The 25861-nt window shown below is 51.5% G+C and carries 26 protein-coding genes, 3 pseudogenes and 1 other annotated feature; of the genes and pseudogenes, 11 read left to right on the top strand and 18 right to left on the bottom strand.

From position 1 onward, the window contains the following. Nucleotides 1-3: 3 nt before the first annotated feature. Genes FEK50_RS00350 through FEK50_RS00340 form a run of 3 tightly spaced genes read right to left on the bottom strand, consistent with a single transcriptional unit; the run spans nt 4 to nt 1197 of the window. On the bottom strand, nt 4-501 hold the full coding sequence (locus FEK50_RS00350; protein WP_130261105.1) for a radical SAM protein: 498 nt from the start codon (nt 499-501) through the stop codon (nt 4-6). After that, nucleotides 498-860, bottom strand: a complete 363-nt coding sequence (locus tag FEK50_RS00345) for a DUF202 domain-containing protein (RefSeq protein WP_130206779.1) — start codon at nt 858-860, stop codon at nt 498-500. The genes FEK50_RS00350 and FEK50_RS00345 overlap by 4 nt, the downstream gene beginning before the upstream one ends. Next, entirely contained in the window at nt 850-1197 is a 348-nt protein-coding gene (locus FEK50_RS00340) for a YidH family protein (RefSeq protein WP_000703955.1), read from the bottom strand. The genes FEK50_RS00345 and FEK50_RS00340 overlap by 11 nt, the downstream gene beginning before the upstream one ends. A 108-nt stretch (nt 1198-1305) precedes the next feature. Here FEK50_RS00340 and yidI point away from each other — a divergent pair, with 108 nt between their 5' ends. Continuing rightward, a complete protein-coding gene (gene yidI, locus FEK50_RS00335) occupies nt 1306-1755 on the top strand; it encodes a protein YidI (RefSeq protein ID WP_130261106.1) in 450 nt (149 codons plus the stop codon). Between the two features lie 77 nt (nt 1756-1832). Here the strand turns inward: yidI and FEK50_RS00330 are convergent, their stop codons facing one another. The 3 genes from FEK50_RS00330 to ibpA form a co-directional block, all read right to left on the bottom strand. Then, on the bottom strand, nt 1833-3494 hold the full coding sequence (locus FEK50_RS00330) for a putative transporter (protein WP_130206782.1): 1662 nt from the start codon (nt 3492-3494) through the stop codon (nt 1833-1835). 195 nt (nt 3495-3689) lie between these two features. Continuing rightward, nucleotides 3690-4118, bottom strand: a complete 429-nt coding sequence (gene ibpB / locus FEK50_RS00325; protein WP_001243426.1) for a small heat shock chaperone IbpB — start codon at nt 4116-4118, stop codon at nt 3690-3692. A 110-nt stretch (nt 4119-4228) separates the two neighbouring features. Further along, on the bottom strand, nt 4229-4642 hold the full coding sequence (ibpA, locus tag FEK50_RS00320; RefSeq protein WP_032329610.1) for a small heat shock chaperone IbpA: 414 nt from the start codon (nt 4640-4642) through the stop codon (nt 4229-4231). Further along, nucleotides 4636-4708: a sequence feature (ROSE (Repression Of Heat Shock gene Expression) occurs in the 5'-region of heat shock genes and acts as an RNA thermometer to modulate expression.), on the bottom strand. It overlaps the preceding gene by 7 nt. Nucleotides 4709-4946: 238 nt before the next feature. Here ibpA and FEK50_RS00315 point away from each other — a divergent pair. Continuing rightward, complete coding sequence (locus FEK50_RS00315) at nt 4947-5279, top strand: YceK/YidQ family lipoprotein (RefSeq protein ID WP_130206784.1); 333 nt, start codon at nt 4947-4949, stop codon at nt 5277-5279. Between the two features lies 1 nt (nt 5280). On the opposite strand, the gene FEK50_RS00310 is transcribed toward FEK50_RS00315, so the two are convergent. After that, a complete protein-coding gene (locus FEK50_RS00310; RefSeq protein ID WP_205712939.1) occupies nt 5281-6495 on the bottom strand; it encodes a DUF3748 domain-containing protein in 1215 nt (404 codons plus the stop codon). 100 nt (nt 6496-6595) lie between these two features. Here FEK50_RS00310 and cbrA point away from each other — a divergent pair, with 100 nt between their 5' ends. Beyond that, nucleotides 6596-7696, top strand: coding sequence for a colicin M resistance lipid reductase CbrA (gene cbrA, locus FEK50_RS00305; protein ID WP_130206786.1), 1101 nt, complete (start codon nt 6596-6598; stop codon nt 7694-7696). On the opposite strand, the pseudogene FEK50_RS00300 reads toward cbrA, so the two are convergent. From FEK50_RS00300 to dgoR, 5 genes and pseudogenes are all read right to left on the bottom strand, one after another. After that, nucleotides 7657-8755 (bottom strand): annotated as a pseudogene (locus FEK50_RS00300) (MFS transporter). The gene cbrA and the pseudogene FEK50_RS00300 overlap by 40 nt on opposite strands. A 74-nt stretch (nt 8756-8829) precedes the next feature. After that, nucleotides 8830-9978: a galactonate dehydratase gene (gene dgoD / locus FEK50_RS00295; RefSeq protein ID WP_131161522.1), complete on the bottom strand. Its 1149-nt coding sequence runs from the start codon at nt 9976-9978 to the stop codon at nt 8830-8832. Continuing rightward, nucleotides 9975-10046, bottom strand: a pseudogene (locus FEK50_RS00290) (2-dehydro-3-deoxy-6-phosphogalactonate aldolase); the annotation flags it as partial. The gene dgoD and the pseudogene FEK50_RS00290, both read right to left, overlap by 4 nt. Then, a pseudogene (locus FEK50_RS00285) lies at nt 10040-10141 on the bottom strand (2-oxo-3-deoxygalactonate kinase); the annotation flags it as partial. The pseudogenes FEK50_RS00285 and FEK50_RS00290, both read right to left, overlap by 7 nt. A 28-nt stretch (nt 10142-10169) precedes the next feature. After that, nucleotides 10170-10859 (bottom strand): D-galactonate utilization transcriptional regulator DgoR, encoded by a 690-nt coding sequence (dgoR, locus tag FEK50_RS00280; RefSeq protein WP_130261114.1) that lies wholly within the window; start codon nt 10857-10859, stop codon nt 10170-10172. Between the two features lie 276 nt (nt 10860-11135). Between dgoR and FEK50_RS00275 the strand changes: the two genes are divergently transcribed. Beyond that, nucleotides 11136-11792 (top strand): hypothetical protein, encoded by a 657-nt coding sequence (locus FEK50_RS00275; RefSeq protein ID WP_131161521.1) that lies wholly within the window; start codon nt 11136-11138, stop codon nt 11790-11792. A 43-nt stretch (nt 11793-11835) separates the two neighbouring features. Here the strand turns inward: FEK50_RS00275 and yidA are convergent, their stop codons facing one another. From yidA to dnaA, 6 genes are all read right to left on the bottom strand, one after another. After that, nucleotides 11836-12648, bottom strand: a complete 813-nt coding sequence (gene yidA / locus FEK50_RS00270) for a sugar-phosphatase (RefSeq protein WP_001517428.1) — start codon at nt 12646-12648, stop codon at nt 11836-11838. Between the two features lie 114 nt (nt 12649-12762). Next, nucleotides 12763-13161 carry a YidB family protein gene (locus FEK50_RS00265; RefSeq protein ID WP_205712815.1) on the bottom strand — a complete coding sequence of 133 codons (399 nt, stop codon included), beginning with the start codon at nt 13159-13161 and terminating at the stop codon, nt 12763-12765. Nucleotides 13162-13400: 239 nt separating this feature from the next. Beyond that, nucleotides 13401-15815 carry a DNA topoisomerase (ATP-hydrolyzing) subunit B gene (gene gyrB / locus FEK50_RS00260; RefSeq protein WP_130206798.1) on the bottom strand — a complete coding sequence of 805 codons (2415 nt, stop codon included), beginning with the start codon at nt 15813-15815 and terminating at the stop codon, nt 13401-13403. A gap of 28 nt (nt 15816-15843) precedes the next feature. Then, the gene (gene recF, locus FEK50_RS00255; RefSeq protein ID WP_131161520.1) at nt 15844-16917 is read right to left on the bottom strand and encodes a DNA replication/repair protein RecF; all 1074 of its coding nucleotides are present in this window, start codon (nt 16915-16917) and stop codon (nt 15844-15846) included. Further along, nucleotides 16917-18017: a DNA polymerase III subunit beta gene (gene dnaN, locus FEK50_RS00250; protein ID WP_000673464.1), complete on the bottom strand. Its 1101-nt coding sequence runs from the start codon at nt 18015-18017 to the stop codon at nt 16917-16919. Before dnaN ends, recF begins: the two co-directional genes overlap by 1 nt. Nucleotides 18018-18021: 4 nt before the next feature. Beyond that, nucleotides 18022-19422 carry a chromosomal replication initiator protein DnaA gene (gene dnaA, locus FEK50_RS00245; protein ID WP_000059100.1) on the bottom strand — a complete coding sequence of 467 codons (1401 nt, stop codon included), beginning with the start codon at nt 19420-19422 and terminating at the stop codon, nt 18022-18024. A 606-nt stretch (nt 19423-20028) separates the two neighbouring features. Here dnaA and rpmH point away from each other — a divergent pair. From rpmH to tnaA, 7 genes are all read left to right on the top strand, one after another. Then, nucleotides 20029-20169 carry a 50S ribosomal protein L34 gene (rpmH, locus tag FEK50_RS00235; protein WP_000831330.1) on the top strand — a complete coding sequence of 47 codons (141 nt, stop codon included), beginning with the start codon at nt 20029-20031 and terminating at the stop codon, nt 20167-20169. Nucleotides 20170-20185: 16 nt separating this feature from the next. Beyond that, nucleotides 20186-20545 (top strand): ribonuclease P protein component, encoded by a 360-nt coding sequence (gene rnpA / locus FEK50_RS00230; protein ID WP_000239730.1) that lies wholly within the window; start codon nt 20186-20188, stop codon nt 20543-20545. Beyond that, nucleotides 20509-20766 (top strand): membrane protein insertion efficiency factor YidD, encoded by a 258-nt coding sequence (gene yidD, locus FEK50_RS00225; protein WP_001307474.1) that lies wholly within the window; start codon nt 20509-20511, stop codon nt 20764-20766. Before rnpA ends, yidD begins: the two co-directional genes overlap by 37 nt. A gap of 2 nt (nt 20767-20768) precedes the next feature. After that, nucleotides 20769-22415, top strand: a complete 1647-nt coding sequence (gene yidC, locus FEK50_RS00220) for a membrane protein insertase YidC (protein WP_064525945.1) — start codon at nt 20769-20771, stop codon at nt 22413-22415. Between the two features lie 105 nt (nt 22416-22520). Continuing rightward, the gene (gene mnmE, locus FEK50_RS00215) at nt 22521-23885 is read left to right on the top strand and encodes a tRNA uridine-5-carboxymethylaminomethyl(34) synthesis GTPase MnmE (RefSeq protein ID WP_130206802.1); all 1365 of its coding nucleotides are present in this window, start codon (nt 22521-22523) and stop codon (nt 23883-23885) included. Nucleotides 23886-24127: 242 nt separating this feature from the next. Next, nucleotides 24128-24202, top strand: coding sequence for a tryptophanase leader peptide (gene tnaC, locus FEK50_RS00210; protein ID WP_001364348.1), 75 nt, complete (start codon nt 24128-24130; stop codon nt 24200-24202). A gap of 222 nt (nt 24203-24424) precedes the next feature. Continuing rightward, entirely contained in the window at nt 24425-25840 is a 1416-nt protein-coding gene (gene tnaA / locus FEK50_RS00205; protein ID WP_130206804.1) for a tryptophanase, read from the top strand. The last annotated feature ends 21 nt before the right edge of the window (nt 25841-25861 follow it).

Genomic DNA, 25861 nt, shown 5'->3' with positions numbered 1-25861 from the left:
ACGTCACCGCAGCATCGTCATCAACTCCATAGGAGAACGATGCTGCTTTATCAGGTCACGCATCACCCGCATGTGCGGCGCAGAGTGGGAATAAAAAGCTTGATAGCCAACACAAAGCACGTTGCCAGGAGAATCCTCCTGGGAATGTCGGCACAAGCGACGCCAGTCGCACACCTGACACTCCCGCCGAAGTTGTACGTTTTCGCTCCCGCACCATTTTTGCAGCGTGGCGTCAAAAAGTTCGACTGATATACGACCAATATCTGCACGCACCCAACGCTCGAACAGAGCGATTAAAAATTGCCCCCACAGTTCAGCCGTCACCGAAGAAGCTGTCAGCTCGCCCCGGTCATCAAATTCTATATGGGGAATAAGTTGCACGGAGCGAAGACCCCGCTGTTTGAAATTCTGATAAAAATCGGCAGGTTGTAGCGCATCTTTATACTCTACAACCAGTTTATGCCTGTCCTCTTCAGCATTTACAACCTGACTTCCTGTCATGCGACTCTCTCAATCAATACGATTAGTTGATGTATATGCGTTACAGCAAACAGTATTGCAAGAGATAACACCGCGAGGGAGATCATAAATTTGTCACGGATGACGTTAAATTGAGAAAAATCACTATTAGTCACATCCATTAAATTACGATTACGGGTATAGCGCCAAAGTATTAATGCCACAATGGCGAGGATGCCAATAGAAATCCAGAACAACGCGCCGGCCTGATGCCAGTTGTGTTTAATTGCCAGCGCCATCAGCGCGCCATAACCCAGCATGGTGCGAAACCACGCCAACGATGTCCGTTCTGGCTGAAGTCCGGGATCAGCAATGCGTCTGGCTTTGCGACTATCCGGCATACAGCACCAGCCCCATGACTATTACCGCTACGATCATCAATATTAAGCTGATGATTAATAAGCTGTTGGTATAGGGTAAGTCCTCTTTCAGACGCATCGCTTTTTCATTGCGTAACCAGCGCAGATAGCCATACATCGCTAATCCGCCGGAAAACAGGCATAACAATAACGCCAGCAGCTCACGAATGACGGGCGTGGCGAAGTCTGGCGCAAGTTGATCCAACCCGACGCCCGCCGCCAGAAATCCCAACGCGGTACGGATCCATGCCAGAAATGTACGTTCATTAGCCAACGAAAAGCGGTAATCAGGCGCTTCTCCAAGGCGGGAAATTTTCATTGTTGCTCCTTTGCACTTTCACTAACGCTCTGCCTTTAGCGGTTATTTTTAAGAATTTCGTCCACCCGTTTCCTGATATGCTTTTGCCATCCACTACAAGGAGGTCTGATGGGTATCATAGCGCAAAATAAAAGCAGTTCACTGGGCATGCTGTTCGGTGCTATCGCTTTATTGATGGGTATTATCCACTTTTCATTCGGCCCTTTTGCCGCGCCACCACCAACGCTGGAAAGCATCGTGGCGGACAAAACGGCTGAAATTAAAAGAGGTCTTCTCGCCGGAATAAAAGGTGAAAAAATTACCACCGTGGAGAAAAAAGAGGACGTGGATGTCGATAAAATCCTCGATCAAGGCGGTATCGCACTGGCCATTGCCGCGCTACTCTGCGCATTTGTTGGCGGTATGCGTAAGGAAAATCGCTGGGGCATTCGAGGCGCACTGGTATTTGGCGGCGGGACGCTGGCTTTCCATACCTTACTTTTTGGTATCGGCATCGTGTGCAGCATTTTGCTGATATTCCTTATCTTTTCCTTCCTGACCGGCGGTTCACTGGTTTAAGCAACGCGGTAATGTTCAGAAATGCATTGTGAATGCCAGGTGGAGAACCATTTATGGCGACTCCACCCGGAAAAGCGTTAGCCGATACTCCAGAAAAGCACCGCCAGTAACTGTGGTGTGATAATGCGCAGGAACATAACTAACGGATACACCGTGGCGTAAGAGAGCGCTGCCGCGCCACTGGTAGGATGAAGATTATTGGCAAACGCCAGTGCCGGAGGATCGGTCATTGAACCCGCGAGCATCCCGCACATCGTGAGATAATTCATTTTGACTAACATCCGCGCCAGAATGCCAGCCGTGATCAGCGGAATTGCAGTAATCAATGCGCCATAGCCTATCCAGCTTAACCCTTCGCCATCCACCAGTGTATGGATAAAATCGCCGCCGGATTTCAGGCCAACTACCGAGAGAAACAGTACGATACCCAGTTCGCGCAGCGCCAGGTTGGCACTTGGCGGCATAAACCAGTAAAGCTTACCAATGCTGCCGATACGCCCGAGGATCAGCGCCATAATCAGCGGACCGCCCGCCAGCCCCAACTTCAACGCAGCCGGGAATCCAGGCACAAACACCGGAATGGAACCCAACAATACGCCAAGCCCAATACCAATAAACACCGGTAACATTTGTACCTGTTGCAATTTTTGCTGCGCATTACCTAATACATTAGCAACGGCATCAATCGCGGACGGGCGTCCAACCAGGTTGAGAATATCGCCAAATTGCAGGCTAATATCGCTACTTGCAACTAATTCAACGCCAGCACGGTTCAGGCGCGAAATAACGACGTCATAGCGCTCCTTAAAGTGCAGGTCGCGAATACGTTTACCAAGCACATTCTCATTGGTGACCACCACGCGTTCGACGCGCAGATCGGTGCCTTTCGTCGACAGCGAGGTATCCACTTCCTGACCAATCACCAATTGCGCATTATGTAAATCCGCAGGCTGCCCCACCAGATGAAGCAAATCGCCCAACTGAATAATGGTTTCCGGAGAAGGTACTTTGAGGGTTTCCTCTCGTTTCAATCGCGAGCAGATAACTTTATCGCCATTGAGAATCGGTACATCTTTAATCGCTAAATTATGTAAGTTAGGGTTATCAACACGGATGTTAATGGTCCTGATCAGCACGCTACCGTTAGTCCGCGTGGACTCGTGTTGCAACGCCTCAGTCTCAACATTGACGCGGAAAATAACCCGCAGCATCCACATAGTGAACAAAATGCCGCAAATCCCAAATGGATACGCCATCGCATAGCTCATCCCCATCTGATCGACCATCTCCATCGGTGTCCCCAGGTCGCGTAAGATCTGCTGACCTGCACCCAGCGCTGGTGTATTGGTGACCGCGCCGGAGAAAATCCCCAGTACCACGGGAAGTGGAATATCGAAAAGTTTATGCAGGATGGCGGTGACCAGACCACCGAGGATGACAACCAAAACAGCAAACAAATTGAGGCGTAATCCGGAGACACGCAACGAGGCAAAGAAGCCCGGCCCCACCTGAATACCGATAGTATAAACGAACAGGATCAGACCAAATTCCTGGATAACATGCAGCATGTCGCTGCTTAATGTCATCCCCGCCTGTGAAACAAAATGGCCGACGATGATCCCACCGAACAGCACGCCGCCAATGCCCAATCCAACACCGCGAAACTTGACGTTGCCGATAAACAACCCGACGACCGCCACCAAAGCCAGAATACTGACCGTTAATGCTATATCACTCATCGTCCATTTCTCTTGAAATAACATTTTAATTGCTACGGATTATGGCTGAATCGGTGAAGCAGATTTGCCTTATGGCGCACATTATCACGGTAAAGAAAGTGCCGGAACATCTTAAATTGGCGAAAATTAAAACATTGTTGAAGATTGCAGGCAAAAAAAGCCCCACCAAACTGGCGGGGCAAAGAGAATAGCTAATTAGCTATTTAACGCGGGACGTTCGCTGATAGCGATACGCTGCGCTGCGATGGGTTCAGGCTCATTACGAATTAAATCAATATGCAGTAAACCATTAACGAAGGTTGCGCCAGAGACTTCCATATTTTCAGCCAGCGTAAAGCTCAGGCTAAACGGCTGATTCATAAGCCCTTGATGCAGCCATTTCTTCTCTTCTTTTGGCTGCTCCGGCGTGCCTTTTACGCTCAGGCGCGTTCCTTCCAGTTGAATATCTAAATCTTCCTGACGAAAACCTGCCAGCGCAAGGGTAATGCGGTAGTGGTTATCGTCGCTTTTCTCAATGTTGTACGGCGGGAAGCTCTGGCTTTCACCGGCGTTTTGCAGTGCGTTGGCCAGTTTGTCAAAACCGATCCATTGACGCATCAGTGGGGATAAATCGAAGTTACGCATAGTCATTTCTCCTTCTAAGAAGCGAGTAAGTACCTGCAAATCCGAAGATTCGCATATGCTCCCTGACGGCGAGCATCAAATGTCAGGCCGCGCACTGCGGCCTTAGAGAATTAGTTGATTTCGATACGGCGCGGTTTTTTCGCTTCAGGAATCACGCGTTCGAGATCGATATACAGCAGACCGTTCACCAGGTTAGCGCCACGAACATGAATGTTCTCAGCTAACTGGAATTTACGTTCAAAGTTGCGTTCAGCGATGCCCTGGTACAGATAGGTGCGCTCTTTTTGTTCGTCGGCGTGAGCACCTTTCACTACCAGCAGATTGTCCTGGGTGGTAATTTCCAGTTCACTTTCGGCAAAGCCAGCCACCGCGATAGCAATGCGGTAATGGTTTTCGTCTACCAGTTCAACATTGTACGGAGGGTAGCCGCCATTACTCTGGCTCTGGTTGTTTTCTAAGTGGTTAAACAAACGATCAAATCCAATAGCAGAACGGTAAAGCGGGGATAAATCAAAGTTACGCATAATTAATAGCTCCTGAAATCAGCGAGAATGTAAGACCTTCCACAATGGACAGGTCGGATAGCCAGAACACCCATCAGGCGTGTTCTCATTGGCTACGGTATAAAAATGGGTCTGGATATGCACTTTTCAAGTCTTTTCGACGGACTTTTTTTTGCAGTTTGTGGTCTATTGCATAGACTGGGGGGCAGCACGAAACGTTAAAGTGCGATAGCCGCCACAGTGCGACATGATGATGATGTTATTTTCAGCAAGGGATCGCTATAACACATCATGCCAACACCAACGATCAACAGATGAATTTATTATGATAAGAAATGTGTTGTTAGCGCTCATGATATGCAGCGGAATGACGTTACTCGGAGGATGCTCCAGCGTAATGTCCCATACCGGGGGGAAGGAGGGAACGTATCCCGGCACCCGCGCCAGTGCCACCATGATTGGTGATGACACAACAAACTGGGGAACCAAATCGCTGGCAATTCTCGATATGCCATTTACCGCAGTCATGGATACGCTACTTCTGCCATGGGATGCGTTCCGCAAAGACAGTTCAGTGCGCTCGCGCGTGGAAAAAAGCGAAGCCGACGCGCAAGCCATCAATGCCGTAATTCCACCAGCCAGAATGCCCGTGAACTGATTTAGCGGCCAGTTTTGGTTATCCACAACTGGCCGGCTTCCATCCACGCCAGCCATTGACCATCCGGCGAGAAGACCACCGCGTCCGCCGAAGGTGAGTTGGCGTGATTTTCGGTTAAATACTCAACTTCGCCGCTTTGCGCGTGTACGCAGACAATACGGTTATCCAGCACAACGCCCAGCCATTCTCCCGATGGATGCCAGTTGAATGCTGACTGAATACCCGTTTTGTTATGTGTTAACTGGCGCGGTTCGCCGCCCTGTGGCGAGATAAGCCACAGTTGCACAATGCCGTTATCATCACGCATTAAAAACGCGATTTGCGTTCCTTGTGGGTTACACCGCACCCAGTGGCGCGGGACGTTGACTAACCCCGGGGAATTACGATGGTGCGTAAAGGTTAAACGTCGCTGCACGACGCCACGCGGTGGCGCGGGCAGAGTTGATTCCGTTCCGCTTAACGGCACATCACCTGCCGCTTTCCAGCCAATTTCATCTTGCGGCAATTCAACAATAAACAGCTCCGGCACTTTCTCGCCCTTTTGCGAAAGCGTATCGCCAATAAACGCCAGAGCGTGGTTTCCTACCCATCCTTCTTCATAAGCACGATTGATTTCATCACTGCCAGGCTGCGGCGTGGGCGTTGTTTTACTCACCAGCACGCACCAGTGGCTACCGCTGTATTCACGCGGATGCTGTTTTTGCACATTGACCGGACCAAACGGCGCTGCCACCCCGACGTTTCGCAAATCCAGCGCTGGATCGCGTTCATGCAGCACGTGGTCGTTATAGGTAAAACTCACCATTTCACCGTTTGGGCTAAAGACATGTACATGACTGCCGCCGCGTAACGCCCCTGGGGTGTACGGAGCAGTAATATCCATTGCATCGAGATTGCTCACCTTGCCGTCTTCAACAACCACGCCGCGACGGTGATGGAAATCGTAATGCCATGTTTCATCAGGATTTTCAGGGCCGTGGATGAAGATATACTTCTCTGACTTCGGATGAACGGTCACCACGCCGACATGCGCGCCCTGTGACGCGCGGTAGATAACCTCGACCTCGCCGGTATGGATATTCACACGCTCAATGGTTTCACCGGTAAACGACGCGCCAGAAGGACGCACGTCAAATATCAGCCACTGGCTGTCGGGCGTCCAGGTATTGGTATTGGTGAGCAGGTGATTACGGGGAGCAAAGGTTATCTGTTTCATGGCGCGGTCCTGATACAAAACGGTTCCCGCCATCATACTTCACAAGGACTTCACTTTCAGACATTAGTCTTTTGCCATCGTGATGAATGTGAGTGAAAAGATGGAACATTTTGACGTGGCGATTATTGGCCTCGGCCCGGCAGGGTCGGCGTTGGCGCGAAAGTTAGCAGGCAAAATGCAGGTGATCGCGCTGGATAAAAAGCACCAGCATGGTACTGAAGGTTTCAGCAAACCTTGTGGCGGTCTGCTGGCACCGGACGCGCAGCGATCTTTTATTCGCGATGGACTGACGCTTCCTGTCGATGTGATCGCTAATCCGCAGATTTTCAGCGTCAAAACCGTCGACGTCGCCGCATCTCTCACGCGTAACTACCAGCGAAGCTATATCAATATTAATCGCCACGCTTTCGACTTGTGGATGAAATCGCTGATCCCCGCCAGCGTTGAGGTTTATCACGATAGCCTGTGCCGGAAAATCTGGCGTGAGGATGACAAATGGCATGTCATTTTTCGTGCAGACGGCTGGGAGCAGCATATTACTGCCCGCTATCTGGTCGGTGCCGATGGTGCCAACTCGATGGTGCGGCGACATCTCTACCCGGACCATCAAATTCGTAAATATGTCGCTATCCAGCAATGGTTCGCAGAGAAACATCCGGTGCCGTTCTACTCCTGCATCTTTGATAATGCGATAACTGACTGTTACTCATGGAGTATCAGCAAAGACGGTTATTTTATCTTTGGCGGTGCCTATCCGATGAAAGACGGTCAGACACGTTTCACGGCGCTGAAAGAGAAAATGAGCGCCTTTCAGTTCCAGTTTGGTAAGGCGGTGAAAAGCGAAAAATGCACGGTGCTGTTTCCCTCACGCTGGCAGGATTTTGTCTGCGGTAAGGACAACGCCTTTCTGATTGGTGAAGCGGCGGGATTTATCAGCGCCAGCTCGCTGGAGGGGATTAGCTATGCGCTGGATAGTGCAGAGATTCTGTGTTCGGTGTTGCTGAAGCAGCCAGAGAAGATCAACGCCGCCTACTGGCGCACCACCCGCAAACTTCGTTTAAAGCTCTACGGCAAGATAGTAAAAAGCCGATGCCTGACCACACCGGCCTTAAGACAGTGGATTATGCGCAGTGGTGTGGCGCATATTCCACAGTTGAAAGGTTATCCAACGCGCTTCACATCGCCCACCAGCAGGATGTAAGAGAGCGCGCCAATCAACGCGACGGTGGAAATATAAACCAGTGCAGGTGCGAAACCGTAACCCTGCGCCAGGTACCCCACCACCAGCGGAACGGTGATGCCGCCCAGACCACCGGCGAAGTTAAACACGCCGCCGGTTAAACCAATCAGGCGCATCGGTGCCAGAGAAGAGACCAGCGACCAGGTAATCGAAGCAAAACCGTTGCCAAAGAATGCCAGCGCCATCAGGCACATAATCATCATCGGATCGTTGGTGTAGTTAGCGCCCATAATGCAGGTGGAGATCAGCAAGCCGCAGATAATCGGCGTTTTACGCGCAAAGCCCAGTGAAAAGCCCTTACGTACCAGCAGATCCGCGACCCAGCCAGAGAGCAGGACGCCGACAAACGCAGCGAGGAATGGCACCGTGGTCATAAAGCCTGCTTTCAGCGCGGTGATTCCTTTTTCCTGGGTTAAATAGTTCGGGAACCAGGTTAAGAAAAACCACAGTGTAGAAGCCACCGCAAATTGCCCAAGATAGACGCCGATCAGTTTACGATGGAACACCAGTTTCCAGTCTTTGGCTGTTAACGGCTGACGCGCCTCTTTTTTCACCGGCGCATCGCCATCCACCAGACCGCCGCCATCACGAATGTAATCCAGTTCAGCTTTGCTGATACCTTTGGTCAGGCGCGGCGGCTGATAAACCTTAAACCAAATCAGCGACCAGATAATGCCGATACCACCGGTGACAATGAACACCCAGTGCCAGCTCAACATCTCCTGGATCCAGATCAGCAGCGGAGTCAGAAACGCCAGACCGACAAACTGACCAGAAGTATAAAAACCAACGGCGGAAGCACGTTCATGCTCCGGGAACCAGCTGGTCACCATCCGGTTATTGGTCGGGAAAGCGGGCGCTTCGAAAATACCGGTTATCGCGGTCAACATAACAAATGACCACCGTAATAAAGATCATCACCAGCGTCAGATAACGCCGACGCCCCAGCTTTACTGCATTAACGGGAATATCCATAGCGAGCTGTCTCCAGATTTTGGGCATAGCGAAGCCGCTCACCATGCCCTGTAATTTACAGAGGGTTATATTTTTGTATTGCTGTTTTAGTGCCCGATGAGGGGCTTACGTGGCAGGAATTACCACTCTGCTACGCTGTTATCTTCATGACGCCAGAGCGGATTACGCCAGTCCGGGGCATTTTTACTGAACTCAATAACTTTAGCTTCGTCGATTTCCACGCCTAAGCCCGGTTTCGTTAGCGGTTTAAAGAAGCCGCCGACCATGCTGAAGTCCTCTTTGTTTTTCACAAAGTCGAGTAACTCCGCGCCTTTGTTGTAATGAATGCCCATACTTTGTTCCTGAAGTACGGCGTTATAGGAAACAAAGTCGATATGCAGGCAAGCCGCCAGTGCAATCGGTCCGAGCGGACAGTGCGGCGCAAGGGTCACATCATAGGCTTCTGCCATTGCGGCAATTTTGTAGCATTCGGTAATACCGCCTGCGTGGGAGAGATCCGGTTGCAGAATCGAAATACCGCCCGCCTCCAGCACGCGTTTAAAATCGAAGCGTGAGAACATGCGCTCACCCGCCGCCAGTGGAATATGCGTCTGTGCCGCCAGTTTCGGGTAGTATTCGGCTTGTTCCGCCAGCACCGGCTCTTCAATAAACAGTGGGCGATACGGCTCCAGTTCTTTAATCAGCACTTTCGCCATAGGCGCGCTGACGCGACCGTGGAAATCAAGGCCAAACTCAATCTGATTGCCAAAGGCTTCACGAATTTGTGCCACGGTGTTGACCGCCGCATCCACCGCGCGGGAGTTATCAATCAGCCCAAGTTCTTCGCAACCATTCAACTTGAAGGTATCGAAGCCAATTTCACGCAGAGTTTTAATGCCGTCGATAACATCCGCCGGACGATCGCCACCGACCCAACTGTAGGCTTTGATTTTGTCGCGAACCAAGCCGCCCATCAGTTGCCAGACTGGCGCATTCAGCACTTTGCCTTTGATATCCCATAACGCCTGGTCAATCCCGGCAATGGCGCTCATCAGGATCGGACCACCACGATAAAATCCGGCACGATACATCACTTGCCATAAGTCGTTGATGCGCGAAGGATCCTGACCAATCAAATAGTCACCCAGCTCGTGAACTGCCGCTTCAACCGTGCGCGCGCGGCCTTCAATCACTGGCTCGCCCCAACCGACCACGCCTTCATCGGTTTCAATTTTCAGGAACATCCAACGGGGAGGTAAACGATACGTGGTAATTTTGGTGATTTTCATTGCACTGCCTCTCGATACGCCTTAACAAATGCTGCAGCCTGCTACGTGGTACGTTCTACGGATTGCCCGGTGCCTGCGCGCCGTGCAATTGGGTTTCTTCACCACGCATATCATTGTGGTTATCGTCATGAGAGAGGCACACGCTGGGGATTATGGAGATATTCCCCAGTCAATTGCGATGTAGCACACTGTCATGTGATTTCCTTTAACCTTCGTGTCGAACTGGCAATCATGCTGAGTGCTGCCTGCTCTGCCGCATCGCCGTCCTGATGCCGTATCGCATCGAATAACACTTTATGTTCCAGGAGAGTTTGTGGCATGTTGGCCTCATCCCCTCGCCAGGTTCGTTCAAAAACCGCTCGCTGCAACGAACTGATCGCGATGCTAAGTTGCTGTAACACCGGGTTATGCACCGATTGCAGTACCGCCTCGTGATAGCGAATATCCGCTTCGTTAAACGCCTCGCGATCCTGATTGTTGGCAATCATCTCGTTCAGCGCGGACTCAATCTGCGCCAGATCGCTGGAGGTCGCGCGCTCCGCCGCCCAGCGGGCAATCGCCGGTTCCACCAGATTTCGCACTTCGCTCATTGCACTGATAAGCCGTGGGTCGTAGTCGTTTTCCAGCACCCATTGCAGTACGTCAGTGTCGAGGTAATTCCACTGGTTACGCGCTGTCACAAACGCCCCGCGATAACGTTTCATTTCAATCAGCCGCTTCGCCATCAGCGAACGGAACACTTCACGGATGATGTTGCGCGAGGTTGCAAACTCCTCACAGAGTTCCGCCTCGGCCGGAAGCGGTGAGCCAGGCACGTATTTGCCGTGAACGATCTGTTTACCCAGTGTAATGACGATGCGATCGGTTTTATTGAGAGTCATGGAGAGTCCTTGTGCTCTGTATGTTCTTCTCTACTTTACCCCGATCGATGCATAACGCGGCAACTTTGTAGTACCAGCGTGATGACATTCGCGTTTGCCGTGTGTGTAATGTAGTACAGGTTAATATTATTGTACTACAATTTAGATCACAAAAAGAACAACGGGTAAGAAAATGTCCTGCCTCAGGCAGAAATCTGAAAAGGGATGTCGGGCGCTAAACAGGGGGAAATAAGAGTATGCTTTCAACGGCTTAGCCACTCGTTTAAAGGATTAATTATGAAGTTGAATTTTAAGGGATTTTTTAAGGCTGCCGGTTTGTGTTCTTTGGCATTCGCGTTGACCGGATGTCTAACAGCAGGACTGCTTTTCAATACCGCAAGCCCTCCACATGCCGAACAATGGCGGTCAGACTCAATTAAGGGTTTATCGCTGGCAGAGGATAGTAATGGTACGAAAGGCTATGTTTTTGTAGGAGAATCGCTGGACTACCTGTTGACCAACGGCGGCGATGAGGTGGTTAAAATGCTGAACGATCCGGCAATTCATGGCGCAAGAATCACCGTTTCCGATAATGCGAAATTTATTTTAAGCAGCGGTCATAAGAATTTTTCTGGTGCTATTACGCTCTATTACGACTGGAACGGTGAGGAAGATAAAGCTCTGGCGACACAATATGGTTTTATTTGTGATACCCAGCGTTGTACATGGATGCTGGACAGCCTGAAAGGCTCTATCCACCAGAAAAATAAAAAAGCAGATTACTCAAATATGATGGTTTTCCACCAACCCTTTACGGTGGGATTTTATGCGTACAAAACAACAGATGGAGTTCCGCGCGGCCTCGCTAATGCTCTGCTGCCAGTCACTCTTACGCTGGATATAGTAACGTCACCACTTCAGTTCCTGATTTTATGCACGACCAGAAATTGTTAATCGCTGCGGGCAAACGCGTTCGTGCTGTTTGCCCGCCCACTGATTAATTCAGCACATACTTCTCAATGGCAAACGCCACGCCATCTTCAAGGTTGGATTTAGTGACAAAGTTCGCCACTTCCTTCACCGAAGGAATAGCGTTATCCATCGCCACACCGACGCCTGCATATTCAATCATTGCGATGTCGTTTTCCTGATCGCCAATCGCCATGATTTCTTCCGGTTTAATACCTAACACGTCGGCCAATGATTTCACACCCGTACCTTTGTTAACGCGTTTATCGAGGATTTCGAGGAAGTACGGCGCACTTTTCAGCACGGTATATTTCTCTTTCACTTCCTGCGGAATACGCGCAATGGCCTGGTCGAGGATGGCGGGTTCATCAATCATCATCACTTTCAGGAGCTGTATATTGGGGTCCATTTTTTCCGCTTCGCAGAATACCAGCGGAATGGTAGCCACAAATGATTCATGCACCGTGTAATAGCTGATATCACGGTTAGCGGTGTACAGCGTGGTGCGGTCCAGCGCGTGGAAATGGGAACCGACTTCGCGAGAGAGTTTTTCCAGGAAACGGTAGTCGTCATAGCTCAGGGCTGTTTGCGCCACAGTGCTGCCATCGGCGGCCTTCTGCACCAACGCGCCGTTGTAAGTAATGCAGTAGTCGCCTGGCTGTTCCATATGCAGCTCTTTCAAATAGCTGTGAACGCCTGCATAAGGGCGGCCCGTCGTTAGCACAACATTCACGCCACGGGCGCGAGCTGCGGCAATCGCATTTTTAACGGCGGGTGAAATGGTGTGATCGGGCAGCAGAAGGGTGCCATCCATATCGATAGCAATGAGTTTGATAGCCATGAGTTCCCCAGGTAGATTGATTCCTGACCCATGCTAACGCGATTGCGCTCAAAAATCAGTACAACACCCGAGGGAAAAGGGGGATGCAACGCGCGTTGCGTGCCCCCCTTTTGCTTAGCTGAAAAGTTTTCCTTTTAGCAACTCCATGCCTGCGGAAAGCAGATCGTTATTGGCTTGCGGCGAAACTTCGCCCTGCGGCGATAGAGCATCAATAATCTTCGGTAATTGTTCCGCCAGCATGTTGGAAGCAGCACTGGTATCAACACCGAGTTTTTGTCCAAGATCGGACACCGCATTTGTGCCAAGTGCCGATTCCAGTTGTTCGCCGCTCACCGGTTGATTGCTTTGTTGATTACTCAACCAGGTTGTGAGAATGGCACCTAAGCCGCCACTTTGCAGTTTTTCCAGCAGTACCTGAACGCCGCCCTGCTCCTCGACCCAACTTAAAATCGCCTGATATTTCCCCGCATCGCCTTTCAAAAAGGCACCTACAACTTCATCAAAAAGCCCCATGATAATCACCTGTAAAGCGTTACGCGTTGACTCAAAAAGTATAGTTCTGCGGGATGATAATTGCGGATTACAGGAATAAAAAGGGCGGAGATGATCTCCGCCCTTTTCTTATCGCTTCTTGCCGGATGCGGCGTTAACGCCTTCTCCTGCCTACAAAATCATGAAAATTCAATATATTGCATGAGTCTTGTAAGCCTGATAAGCGTAGCGCATCAGGCACGCTCGCATTGTTAACGCCATTAAATATCGATATTCGCCGCTTTCAGTGCGTTCTCTTCGATAAATGCACGACGCGGTTCAACGGCGTCGCCCATCAGCGTGGTGAACAGCTGGTCGGCGGCAATCGCATCCTTAACGGTAACGCGCAGCATACGACGGCTTTCCGGGTCCATAGTGGTTTCCCACAGCTGTTCCGGGTTCATCTCGCCCAGACCTTTATAACGCTGGATGGAGAGGCCGCGACGGGACTCTTTCACCAGCCAGTCCAGCGCCTGCTCGAAGCTGGCTACCGGCTGACGACGCTCACCACGTTCTATAAACGCATCTTCTTCCAGCAAGCCACGCAGTTTCTCGCCCAGAGTGCAGATACGACGATATTCGCCACCGGTGATGAACTCGTGATCCAGCGGGTAGTCAGTATCCACGCCGTGGGTACGCACGCGAACAATCGGCTCGAACAGGTTTTTCTCGGCATTGGTGTGGACATCAAACTTCCACTGGCTGCCGTGCTGCTCTTTGTCGTTCAGTTCGCTGACCAGCGCGTTCACCCAACGGGTAACGGTCTGCTCATCAGAGAGGTCGGCTTCCGTCAGCGTCGGCTGATAAATAAGCTCTTTCAGCATTGCTTTCGGATAACGACGCTCCATACGCACGATCATTTTCTGCGCCGCATTGTACTCAGACACCAGTTTTTCTAACGCTTCGCCCGCTAAAGCTGGTGCGCTGGCGTTGGTATGTAAGGAAGCACCATCCAGTGCGATGGAGATTTGGTACTGATCCATCGCTTCATCGTCTTTAATGTACTGTTCCTGCTTACCTTTCTTCACTTTGTACAGCGGCGGTTGGGCAATGTAAACGTGACCACGTTCGATGATTTCTGGCATCTGACGATAGAAGAAGGTCAACAGCAGCGTACGAATGTGCGAGCCGTCGACGTCCGCATCGGTCATGATGATGATGCTGTGATAACGCAGTTTGTCTGGGTTGTACTCGTCACGGCCAATCCCGCAGCCAAGCGCGGTGATCAGCGTCGCCACTTCCTGGGAAGCTAGCATCTTATCGAAGCGGGCTTTCTCGACGTTGAGGATTTTACCTTTCAACGGCAGAATCGCCTGGTTCTTGCGGTTACGCCCCTGTTTTGCAGAGCCGCCCGCAGAGTCCCCTTCCACAAGGTACAGTTCAGAAAGCGCCGGATCGCGTTCCTGACAGTCCGCCAGTTTGCCCGGCAGGCCAGCTAAATCCAGCGCACCTTTACGACGGGTCATTTCACGAGCGCGACGCGCAGCTTCACGGGCGCGGGCAGCATCGATAATTTTGCCAACCACGATTTTCGCGTCGGTCGGATTTTCCAGCAGGTATTCCGCCAGCAGTTCGTTCATCTGCTGTTCAACCGCCGATTTCACCTCAGAAGAAACCAGTTTGTCTTTGGTCTGGGAGGAGAATTTCGGGTCCGGCACTTTCACGGAAACGACCGCAATCAGGCCTTCACGCGCATCGTCACCGGTGGCGCTGACTTTGGCTTTTTTGCTGTAGCCTTCTTTGTCCATGTAGGCGTTCAGAGTACGGGTCATCGCCGCACGGAAGCCTGCCAGGTGAGTACCGCCGTCACGCTGCGGAATGTTGTTGGTAAAGCAGTAGATGTTTTCCTGGAAGCCATCGTTCCACTGCAGCGCCACTTCAACGCCGATACCGTCTTTTTCGGTTGAGAAATAGAAGATATTTGGGTGGATCGGCGTTTTGTTCTTGTTCAGATACTCAACGAACGCCTTGATACCGCCTTCATAGTGGAAGTGGTCTTCTTTACCATCACGCTTGTCTTTCAGACGAATGGAAACGCCGGAGTTGAGGAACGACAACTCACGCAGACGTTTCGCCAGAATTTCATATTCGAACTCGGTCACATTGGTGAAGGTTTCGAGGCTGGGCCAGAAACGCACCATCGTACCGGTTTTATCGGTGTCGCCAGTAACCGCCAGCGGAGCCTGCGGTACACCGTGTTCGTAGATCTGACGGTGAATTTTACCCTCGCGCTGGATAACCAGCTCCAGTTTTTGCGACAGGGCGTTTACTACCGAAACACCAACGCCGTGCAGACCGCCGGACACTTTATAGGAGTTATCGTCAAATTTACCGCCTGCGTGCAGGACGGTCATGATCACTTCCGCCGCCGATACGCCCTCTTCCGGGTGAATACCGGTCGGAATACCGCGCCCGTCGTCCTGTACAGAGACAGAGTTATCGGCGTGAATGGTGACGATAATTTCTTTACAGTGACCCGCGAGCGCTTCGTCGATAGCGTTATCTACCACCTCGAATACCATGTGGTGCAGACCGGTGCCGTCATCCGTGTCGCCGATATACATACCCGGGCGCTTACGCACCGCATCCAGCCCTTTCAGGACTTTGATACTGGAGGAGTCATAAGAATTCGACATCAACGTTTCTCGCTCATTTATACTTGGGTTAATCCGTTATTTTACCCTTTTCCACGGTAAACATCTTCGAATTTTCGTCCGACATGTCTATAACGTGTTCAGCACTGATCGCGCTGACAAAGACCTGTGATTGCGTCGCTTTTAAGCGGCTGGCAAGCAGCCCGCGACGCTCATCATCAAGCTCAGAGGCAAAATCATCTATCAGGTAGAGACACCGCCGCCCGCTTTCACGGGTGAGGAACTCTCCTTGCGCCAGACGTAAGGCGCACATCAGCAGCTTAAGCTGCCCACGCGATAAGGTATCTTCCACCGGCGCACCGTCGGCGCGAATGCGTAAGTCCGCTTTATGCGGGCCGTGCGCGGTGTAGGTTAGCTGGCGATCGCGGTCAAAATTACGTTCCAGCACCTCAGCGTACTCTGTCTCTTTCTCCCAGCCGCGCTGAAAAGAGAAAGTCAGAGAAAACTCAGGGAGAAATTGCTTACAGGTATCGGCCATATCGGCCGCAATACCGGCGCTATACTCCGCGCGCCAGGTGCTGATTTGCTCCGCCAGCGGGATCAATTCTTTATCCCACGGGCGTAGCTGTTCGTAACGTGTCACCTGGCGCAGCGCCGCATTACGCTGCTTGAGCAACCGCTTGAGATTGCTCCAGGCGGTGAAAAATCCAGGTTCGTTGTGAAAGCATCCCCAGTCGAGGAATGCTCTTCTGTATTTGGGGCCGCCGTTGAGTAAAGTAAACCCTTCAGGCGTTATCAACTGCATCGGCATCAGGTGCGCCAGGTCCGCGACTTTATGCCCGTCAGTACCGTCGATGCGGACTTTGCTGTCGCCCTGTTTGTCTTTGGTTAAGCCAATTGCCGTCTCGCGCTCTTCGCCCTGCAAACGCCCGTGGAGCACAAATGCTTCCTGCTCATGGCGAATAACGCGACCAATCTGCAAACTACGAAACGCCCGACCGTGGCCGAGCGTATAGATGGCTTCCAGCACGCTGGTTTTGCCACTGCCGTTGGCACCTACCAGAAAGTTAAAGCCAGGAGATAAAGCGAGATCCGCGGTTTCGATATTGCGGAAATCGCGGATCAACAAGCGGGTGAGGGACATTACAGTCTCATTGGCATGACAACATAAGCCGCGCTCTGGCTAGCCGCATCTTCAATCTGCACGCTGGAAACCGAATCGGTCAGCATCATGCGGACATTTTCGCATTTCAGTGCGTTCAGGACATCCAGCACATAGCTGACGTTGAAGCCGATTTCCATCTCCGCACCGCTATAGGTAACGTCGAGGATCTCTTCCGCTTCTTCCTGTTCCGGGTTGTTGGCGGTGATTTTCAGCTGGTTTTCGCTGACATACAGACGCACGCCACGGAATTTCTCGTTAGAGAGAATTGCCGCACGAGCAAAAGCCTGTTTGAGTAAATCACAGCCTGCTTCCAGATGTTTGTCCGGATTCTTCGGCAGAACACGGCGGTAATCCGGGAAGCGACCATCAACCAGTTTGGAAGTGAAGATAAAGTCGCCGACGTGGGCACGAATATTGTTGCTACCAATCTGCACGCGCAGCGGATTGTCGCCGCCGTCGAGCATACGCATCAGTTCAATCACACCTTTACGCGGCACGATCACCGAATGGCTTGGCAAAGATTGACCAATTGGCATTGAACAGACCGCCAGACGGTGGCCGTCGGTCGCCACGGTGCGCAGTTCTTCACCTTCGGTTTCAAACAGCATACCGTTTAAGTAATAGCGAACGTCCTGATGCGCCATAGAAAACTGGGTCGCTTCAATCAGACGCTTCATCGTCGCCTGTGGCAGGGTAAATTCGACTTCGCTCTGCCAGTCATCGAGGTTCGGGAAATCCGCCGCAGGCAGAGTGGAAAGCGAAAAACGGCTACGCCCGGAGCGCACCAACATTCGCTCACCTTCCAGCTGCACGGCAATTTCCGCGCCTTCAGGCAGACCACGGCAGATATCAAAGAATTTGCGCGCCGGAACGGTCGTCGCCCCTGGTTCGTGCGGCTGAACCAGCGCAACGCGTGCCACCATTTCCATCTCGAGATCAGTACCGGTCAGCGACAACGTACCGTCAGCAACCTGTAACAGCAGATTACCGAGAATCGGTAGCGTAGGACGACCACCTAACGGACCGCTCACCTGTTGTAGCGGTTTTAATAAATGCTCACGTTCTACGGTAAATTTCATAGGTTTACGATGACAATGTTCTGATTAAATTAGAGAAATCTTCTTTGATATCGTGGCTCTCTTCACGCAATTGCTCGATCTTACGGCAGGCATGAAGCACCGTCGTGTGGTCACGACCACCAAACGCATCGCCAATCTCCGGCAGACTGTGGTTAGTCAGCTCTTTCGCCAGCGCCATCGCCATCTGACGTGGACGCGCTACCGAACGGGATCGACGTTTGGAAAGGAGATCCGCGACTTTGATCTTGTAGTACTCTGCCACCGTCTTCTGAATATTGTCGATAGTGACCAGTTTTTCCTGCAAAGCCAGTAAGTCGCGCAGCGCCTCACGTACGAAGTCAATCGTGATCGCCCGTCCGGTAAAGTTGGCGTTAGCAATGACGCGGTTCAGCGCCCCTTCCAGCTCACGTACGTTAGATCGTAGACGCTTGGCAATAAAGAACGCGACTTCGCCCGGCAAACGAATGTCGTTTTCGTCGGCCTTTTTCATCAGGATCGCCACGCGGGTTTCCAGCTCTGGCGGTTCGATCGCTACAGTCAGCCCCCAGCCGAAGCGAGATTTCAAACGATCCTCAACACCGTTGATCTCTTTCGGATAGCGATCCGACGTGAGGATGATCTGCTGATTACCTTCCAGCAGGGCGTTAAAGGTATGGAAAAACTCTTCCTGGGATCGTTCTTTATTGGCGAAAAACTGAATATCGTCGATCAGCAGCGCATCAACGGAACGGTAGTAGCGTTTAAACTCTTCGATCGCATTGTTTTGCAGGGCTTTTACCATGTCCTGAACAAAGCGTTCGGAGTGCATATAAACCACTTTGGCATTCGGCTTGCGCGCCATAATGCCATTACCCACCGCATGAAGCAGGTGGGTTTTACCCAGCCCCGTGCCGCCATAAAGGAACAGCGGGTTATAGGCGCCGCCCGGGTTGTCTGCCACCTGGCGAGCCGCCGCGCGCGCCAGCTGGTTAGATTTACCTTCGACGAAGTTATCAAACGTATGTTTAACGTTGACGTTGGAACGATAGGTCGGTTCTGCCGGAGCCGGAACATTATCCCAGCCTGAGCGCGTAGAAGGCGCAGCACGTTGCGGCTGCACCTGCGCTGCCTGAGCGGGTGCAACTGTATTGCTGGCAGGGACTTTCAGCGTTTGTGTCACGGGCTTTGTGCCCACTTCAAAACGCAGCTGTGGGGCATCCGCTCCGCAGAAACTGGTTAGCAGTCCATTGATATTATTAAGGTACTTGTCCCTTACCCAATCGAGGACAAAACGGTTTGGCGCGTACAAGGCCAGCGTGTTATCGCTCAGTTCCGCCTGCAATGGGCGTATCCACATACTGAATTCTGTGGCTGGTAACTCATCCTGCAATCGGGCAAGACACTGCTGCCAAAGCGAAAGTGACACGGCGGACTCCACTCGAACAAAAGTCGATTATGACTAAGGCTGAAACATTCATGATTGTTGACGCACGTCGAAAAGACCCTGCATGAGGGTGACGCACGAACCGCTGTCTGCGGTTATATGCCCGATCAAGATCCTGCAAAACGATCGGGACCGCGGATCATAGCCTAAACTGCGCAAGAGATCTTCTGTTTCTCACAGATTTTCCCGATTTATCCACAGGGCTTTCCAGAACTCGCTAAGTGTAAACGATCCTGCCGCAAGGCGGGCACGATTTACGCCGCATATTGGAAAATTTAATGACCTTAGACAAAATTAGGCTTAATCGATCTAAGAAAGATCCTGGACGATCCTTGCGCTTTACCCGGTAGCCCGTATAATCCTCGCCCCGGCGCGCTATGCTGGTTTTCACTGGTGTGAGGCCGTACATTTTCCCAGCGAAAAGGTGCGGAAAAGCGCGGTAAATAAGGAAAGAGAATTGACTCCGGAGTGTACAATTATTACAATCCGGCCTCTTTAATCACCCATGGCTTCGGTGTCCATCGTTTCATTTTTCGGCGGATATCCAATAAAGCCATTGAATTTATTCAAGTTTAGGTAGAAATCGCCATGAAACGCACTTTTCAACCGTCTGTACTGAAGCGCAACCGTTCTCACGGCTTCCGTGCTCGTATGGCTACTAAAAATGGTCGTCAGGTTCTGGCACGTCGTCGTGCTAAAGGCCGCGCTCGTCTGACCGTTTCTAAGTAATATAGCTAACCCCTGCGTGGTTAAGCTCGCATTTCCCAGGGAGTTACGTTTGTTAACTCCCAGTCAATTCACATTCGTCTTCCAGCAGCCACAACGGGCTGGCACGCCGCAAATTACCATTCTCGGCCGCCTGAATTCGCTGGGGCATCCCCGTATCGGTCTTACTGTCGCCAAGAAAAACGTTCGACGCGCGCATGAACGCAATCGGATTAAACGTCTGACGCGTGAAAGCTTCCGTCTGCGCCAACATGAACTCCCGGCTATGGATTTCGTGGTGGTGGCGAAAAAAGGGGTTGCCGACCTCGATAACCGTGCTCTCTCGGAAGCGTTGGAAAAATTATGGCGCCGCCACTGTCGCCTGGCTCGCGGGTCCTGATAGCCCTCATTCGGGTCTATCAACGCCTGATTAGTCCGCTACTCGGGCCGCATTGTCGTTTCACTCCAACCTGTTCAAGCTACGGAATTGAGGCATTGCGCAGGTTTGGAGTGATAAAAGGCAGTTGGTTGACGGTGAAACGCGTATTAAAATGCCACCCTTTACACCCTGGTGGTGACGATCCCGTCCCGCCCGGACCATTTGATACCAGAGAACACTAACGATGGATTCGCAACGCAATCTTTTAGTCATCGCTTTGCTGTTCGTGTCTTTCATGATCTGGCAAGCTTGGGAGCAGGATAAAAACCCGCAACCTCAGGCCCAACAGACCACGCAGACAACGACCACCGCAGCGGGTAGCGCCGCCGACCAGGGCGTACCGGCCAGTGGCCAGGGGAAACTGATTTCGGTTAAGACCGACGTGCTTGATCTGACCATCAACACCCGTGGTGGTGATGTTGAACAGGCTCTGCTCCCGGCTTACCCGAAAGAGCTGAACTCTACCCAGCCGTTCCAGCTGCTGGAAACTTCACCGCAGTTTATTTATCAGGCACAGAGCGGTCTGACCGGTCGTGATGGCCCGGATAACCCGGCTAACGGCCCGCGTCCGCTGTATAACGTTGAAAAAGACGCTTATGTGCTGGCTGAAGGCCAAAACGAACTGCAGGTGCCGATGACGTATACCGACGCGGCAGGCAACACGTTTACCAAAACGTTTGTCCTGAAACGTGGTGATTACGCTGTCAACGTCAACTACAACGTGCAGAACGCTGGCGAAAAACCGCTGGAGATCTCCACCTTTGGTCAGTTGAAGCAATCCATCAATCTGCCACCGCATCTCGACACTGGAAGCAGCAACTTCGCACTGCATACCTTCCGTGGCGCAGCGTACTCCACGCCTGACGAGAAGTACGAGAAATACAAGTTCGATACCATTGCCGATAACGAAAACCTGAACATCTCTTCGAAAGGTGGTTGGGTGGCGATGCTGCAACAGTATTTCGCGACTGCGTGGATCCCGCATAACGACGGCACCAACAACTTCTACACCGCTAATCTGGGTAACGGCATCGCCGCTATCGGCTATAAATCTCAGCCGGTACTGGTTCAGCCTGGTCAGACTGGCGCGATGAACAGCACCCTGTGGGTTGGCCCAGAAATCCAGGACAAAATGGCAGCTGTTGCTCCGCACCTGGATCTGACCGTTGATTACGGTTGGTTGTGGTTCATTTCTCAGCCGCTGTTCAAACTGCTGAAATGGATCCATAGCTTTGTGGGTAACTGGGGCTTCTCCATTATCATCATCACCTTTATCGTTCGTGGCATCATGTACCCGCTGACCAAAGCGCAGTACACCTCCATGGCGAAGATGCGTATGCTGCAGCCGAAGATTCAGGCTATGCGTGAGCGTCTGGGCGATGACAAACAGCGTATCAGCCAGGAAATGATGGCGCTGTACAAAGCTGAGAAGGTTAACCCGCTGGGCGGCTGCTTCCCGCTGATTATCCAGATGCCAATCTTCCTGGCGTTGTACTACATGCTGATGGGTTCCGTTGAACTGCGTCAGGCACCGTTCGCACTGTGGATCCACGACCTGTCTGCACAGGACCCGTACTATATCCTGCCGATCCTGATGGGCGTAACGATGTTCTTCATTCAGAAGATGTCGCCGACCACTGTGACCGACCCGATGCAGCAGAAGATCATGACCTTTATGCCGGTCATCTTCACCGTGTTCTTCCTGTGGTTCCCGTCAGGTCTGGTGCTGTACTATATCGTCAGCAACCTGGTTACCATTATTCAGCAGCAGCTGATTTACCGTGGTCTGGAAAAACGTGGCCTGCATAGCCGCGAGAAGAAAAAATCCTGATTCGGTGAGTTTTCGCTAAAATAAGGGCGGTCAGTTGACCGCCTTTTTTCTTTTCGTAGGGCGGATAAGCACCGCGCATCCGCCACACAAAGCAACAGGAACATCATGAGCGATAATGACACTATCGTAGCCCAGGCCACGCCTCCGGGACGTGGCGGCGTTGGCATCCTGCGCATCTCCGGCCTCAAAGCCCGTGAAGTTGCCGAAACCGTGCTGGGTAAACTGCCTAAGCCGCGCTACGCCGATTATCTTCCGTTTAAAGACGCCGACGGCAGCGTGCTCGATCAGGGGATTGCGCTATGGTTCCCTGGCCCGAACTCGTTCACCGGCGAAGATGTGCTGGAACTGCAGGGTCATGGCGGTCCGGTGATCCTCGACCTGCTGTTAAAACGTATTCTGACCATTCCCGGCCTGCGAATTGCCCGCCCTGGCGAATTTTCAGAACGCGCGTTTCTTAACGATAAACTTGATTTAGCCCAGGCAGAAGCGATTGCCGATCTGATCGATGCCAGCTCGGAACAGGCAGCCCGTTCGGCGCTTAATTCGCTGCAAGGCGCGTTCTCCGCACGGGTTAATCATCTGGTAGAAGCCCTTACCCACCTGCGTATTTACGTCGAAGCGGCGATTGATTTCCCCGATGAAGAGATCGATTTCCTCTCCGACGGCAAAATTGAAGCCCAGCTCAATGACGTGATTGCCGATCTTGACGCGGTACGCGCCGAAGCTCGTCAGGGCAGCCTGTTGCGCGAAGGGATGAAAGTGGTGATTGCCGGACGTCCTAACGCCGGTAAATCGAGCCTGCTGAACGCGCTGGCTGGGCGTGAAGCGGCGATCGTAACTGATATCGCCGGAACCACGCGTGACGTGCTGCGCGAGCATATCCACATTGACGGGATGCCTCTGCATATCATCGATACCGCCGGGCTACGCGAAGCCAGCGATGAAGTGGAACGTATTGGTATCGAGCGCGCATGGCAGGAAATTGAACAAGCCGACCGTGTGCTGTTTATGGTTGATGGCACCACCACGGATGCCGTTGATCCGGCAGTGATCTGGCCGGAATTTATCGCCCGTCTGCCCGCCAAACTACCGATCACCGTCGTGCGCAATAAAGCCGATATCACCGGCGAAACGCTGGGAATGAGCGAAGTGAACGGTCACGCGTTAATTCGTCTCTCGGCAAGAACTGGTGAAGGTGTGGACGTGCTGCGTAACCATCTCAAACAGAGCATGGGCTTTGACACCAACATGGAAGGCGGCTTCCTGGCACGTCGTCGCCACCTACAGGCACTGGAACAGGCAGCGGAGCATTTGCAGCAAGGTAAAGCGCAACTGTTGGGCGCATGGGCGGGCGAATTGCTGGCGGAAGAGCTGCGCCTGGCGCAGCAGAACTTGAGCGAGATTACCGGGGAGTTTACCTCTGACGACCTACTGGGGCGGATTTTCTCCAGCTTCTGTATTGGTAAGTAACCGCACTTACGAAGCCGCATCTGGTAGTCAGGATGCGGCTTTGTTTTCCTGTTTGCATTCTTTTTATTAATCAATTCATCTTATAAACATTAAAATTTTAATGCAGCGTATTTTTCTGAAAAAAACATTTAATAATGCATCTCGAACGATTGTGATTCGATTCACATTTAATAAACTTAGGAATAGATATAAAAATCTTAATGTAATAGTGTAGCAACATGTCTTTCGAGGATAAGTGCATTATGAATATCTTACATATATGTGTGACCTCAAAGTGGTTCAATATTGACAACAAGATTGTCGATCACCGCCCTTAATTTGCCCTTCTGTAGCCATCACCAGAGCCAAACCAATTAGATTCAATGTGATCTATTAGTTTGCCATGCCTTAATTTTACCTTTTAGACAAGCCATTATTGCTTTATCTATTTGCTCGTCTAAATAAATGTACTCGTATACATAATTATGGTGAATTAATGGTTATTGCAGACGCAATATTCACAGGGATCACTGTAATTAAAATAAATGAAGGATTATGCAATGGAAAACTTTAAACATCTCCCTGAACCGTTCCGCATTCGTGTTATTGAGCCAGTAAAACGTACGACTCGCGCTTACCGTGAAGAAGCGATTATTAAATCTGGTATGAACCCGTTCCTGCTGGATAGCGAAGATGTGTTTATCGATTTACTGACCGACAGCGGCACCGGGGCGGTAACGCAGAGTATGCAGGCTGCGATGATGCGCGGCGACGAAGCCTACAGTGGCAGCCGCAGCTACTACGCGTTAGCCGAGTCAGTAAAAAATATCTTTGGTTATCAATACACTATTCCGACCCACCAGGGCCGTGGCGCAGAGCAAATCTATATTCCAGTACTGATTAAAAAACGCGAGCAGGAAAAAGGTCTGGATCGCAGCAAAATGGTGGCGTTCTCTAACTATTTCTTCGATACCACTCAGGGCCATAGCCAGATTAACGGCTGTACCGTGCGTAACGTCTATATCAAAGAAGCCTTCGATACTGGCGTACGTTACGACTTTAAAGGCAACTTTGACCTCGAAGGATTAGAACGCGGTATTGAAGAAGTTGGCCCGAATAACGTGCCGTATATCGTTGCGACCATTACCAGCAACTCCGCAGGCGGCCAGCCGGTTTCACTGGCAAATATGAAAGCGATGTACAGCATTGCGAAGAAATACGATATTCCGGTAGTGATGGACTCCGCGCGCTTTGCCGAAAACGCCTATTTCATCAAACAGCGTGAAGCGGAATATAAAGACTGGACTATCGAGCAGATCACTCGCGAAACCTATAAATATGCCGATATGCTGGCGATGTCCGCCAAGAAAGATGCGATGGTGCCGATGGGCGGCCTGCTGTGCGTGAAAGACGACAGCTTCTTCGATGTCTACACCGAATGCAGAACGCTGTGCGTAGTGCAGGAAGGCTTCCCGACTTATGGCGGTCTGGAAGGCGGTGCGATGGAGCGTCTGGCGGTGGGGCTGTATGACGGCATGAACCATGACTGGCTGGCTTATCGTATTGCGCAGGTGCAGTATCTGGTCGATGGTCTGGAAGAGATTGGCGTAGTATGCCAGCAGGCGGGCGGTCATGCGGCGTTCGTTGATGCCGGTAAACTGTTGCCACATATCCCGGCAGATCAATTCCCGGCACAGGCACTGGCGTGCGAATTGTATAAAGTTGCCGGTATCCGTGCGGTAGAAATTGGTTCCTTCCTGTTAGGTCGCGATCCGAAAACCGGTAAACAACTGCCATGCCCGGCAGAACTGCTGCGTTTAACCATTCCACGCGCAACATATACCCAAACACATATGGACTTCATTATTGAAGCCTTCAAACATGTGAAAGAGAACGCGACAAATATTAAAGGATTAACCTTTACCTACGAACCAAAAGTATTGCGTCACTTCACCGCAAAACTGAAAGAAGTTTAATTAACACTACAGAGTGGCTAT

It is taken from the genome of Escherichia sp. E2586, from assembly GCF_005781105.1.
Lineage (GTDB): Bacteria > Pseudomonadota > Gammaproteobacteria > Enterobacterales > Enterobacteriaceae > Escherichia.
This window is presented reverse-complemented; position numbering and strand designations above follow the sequence as displayed.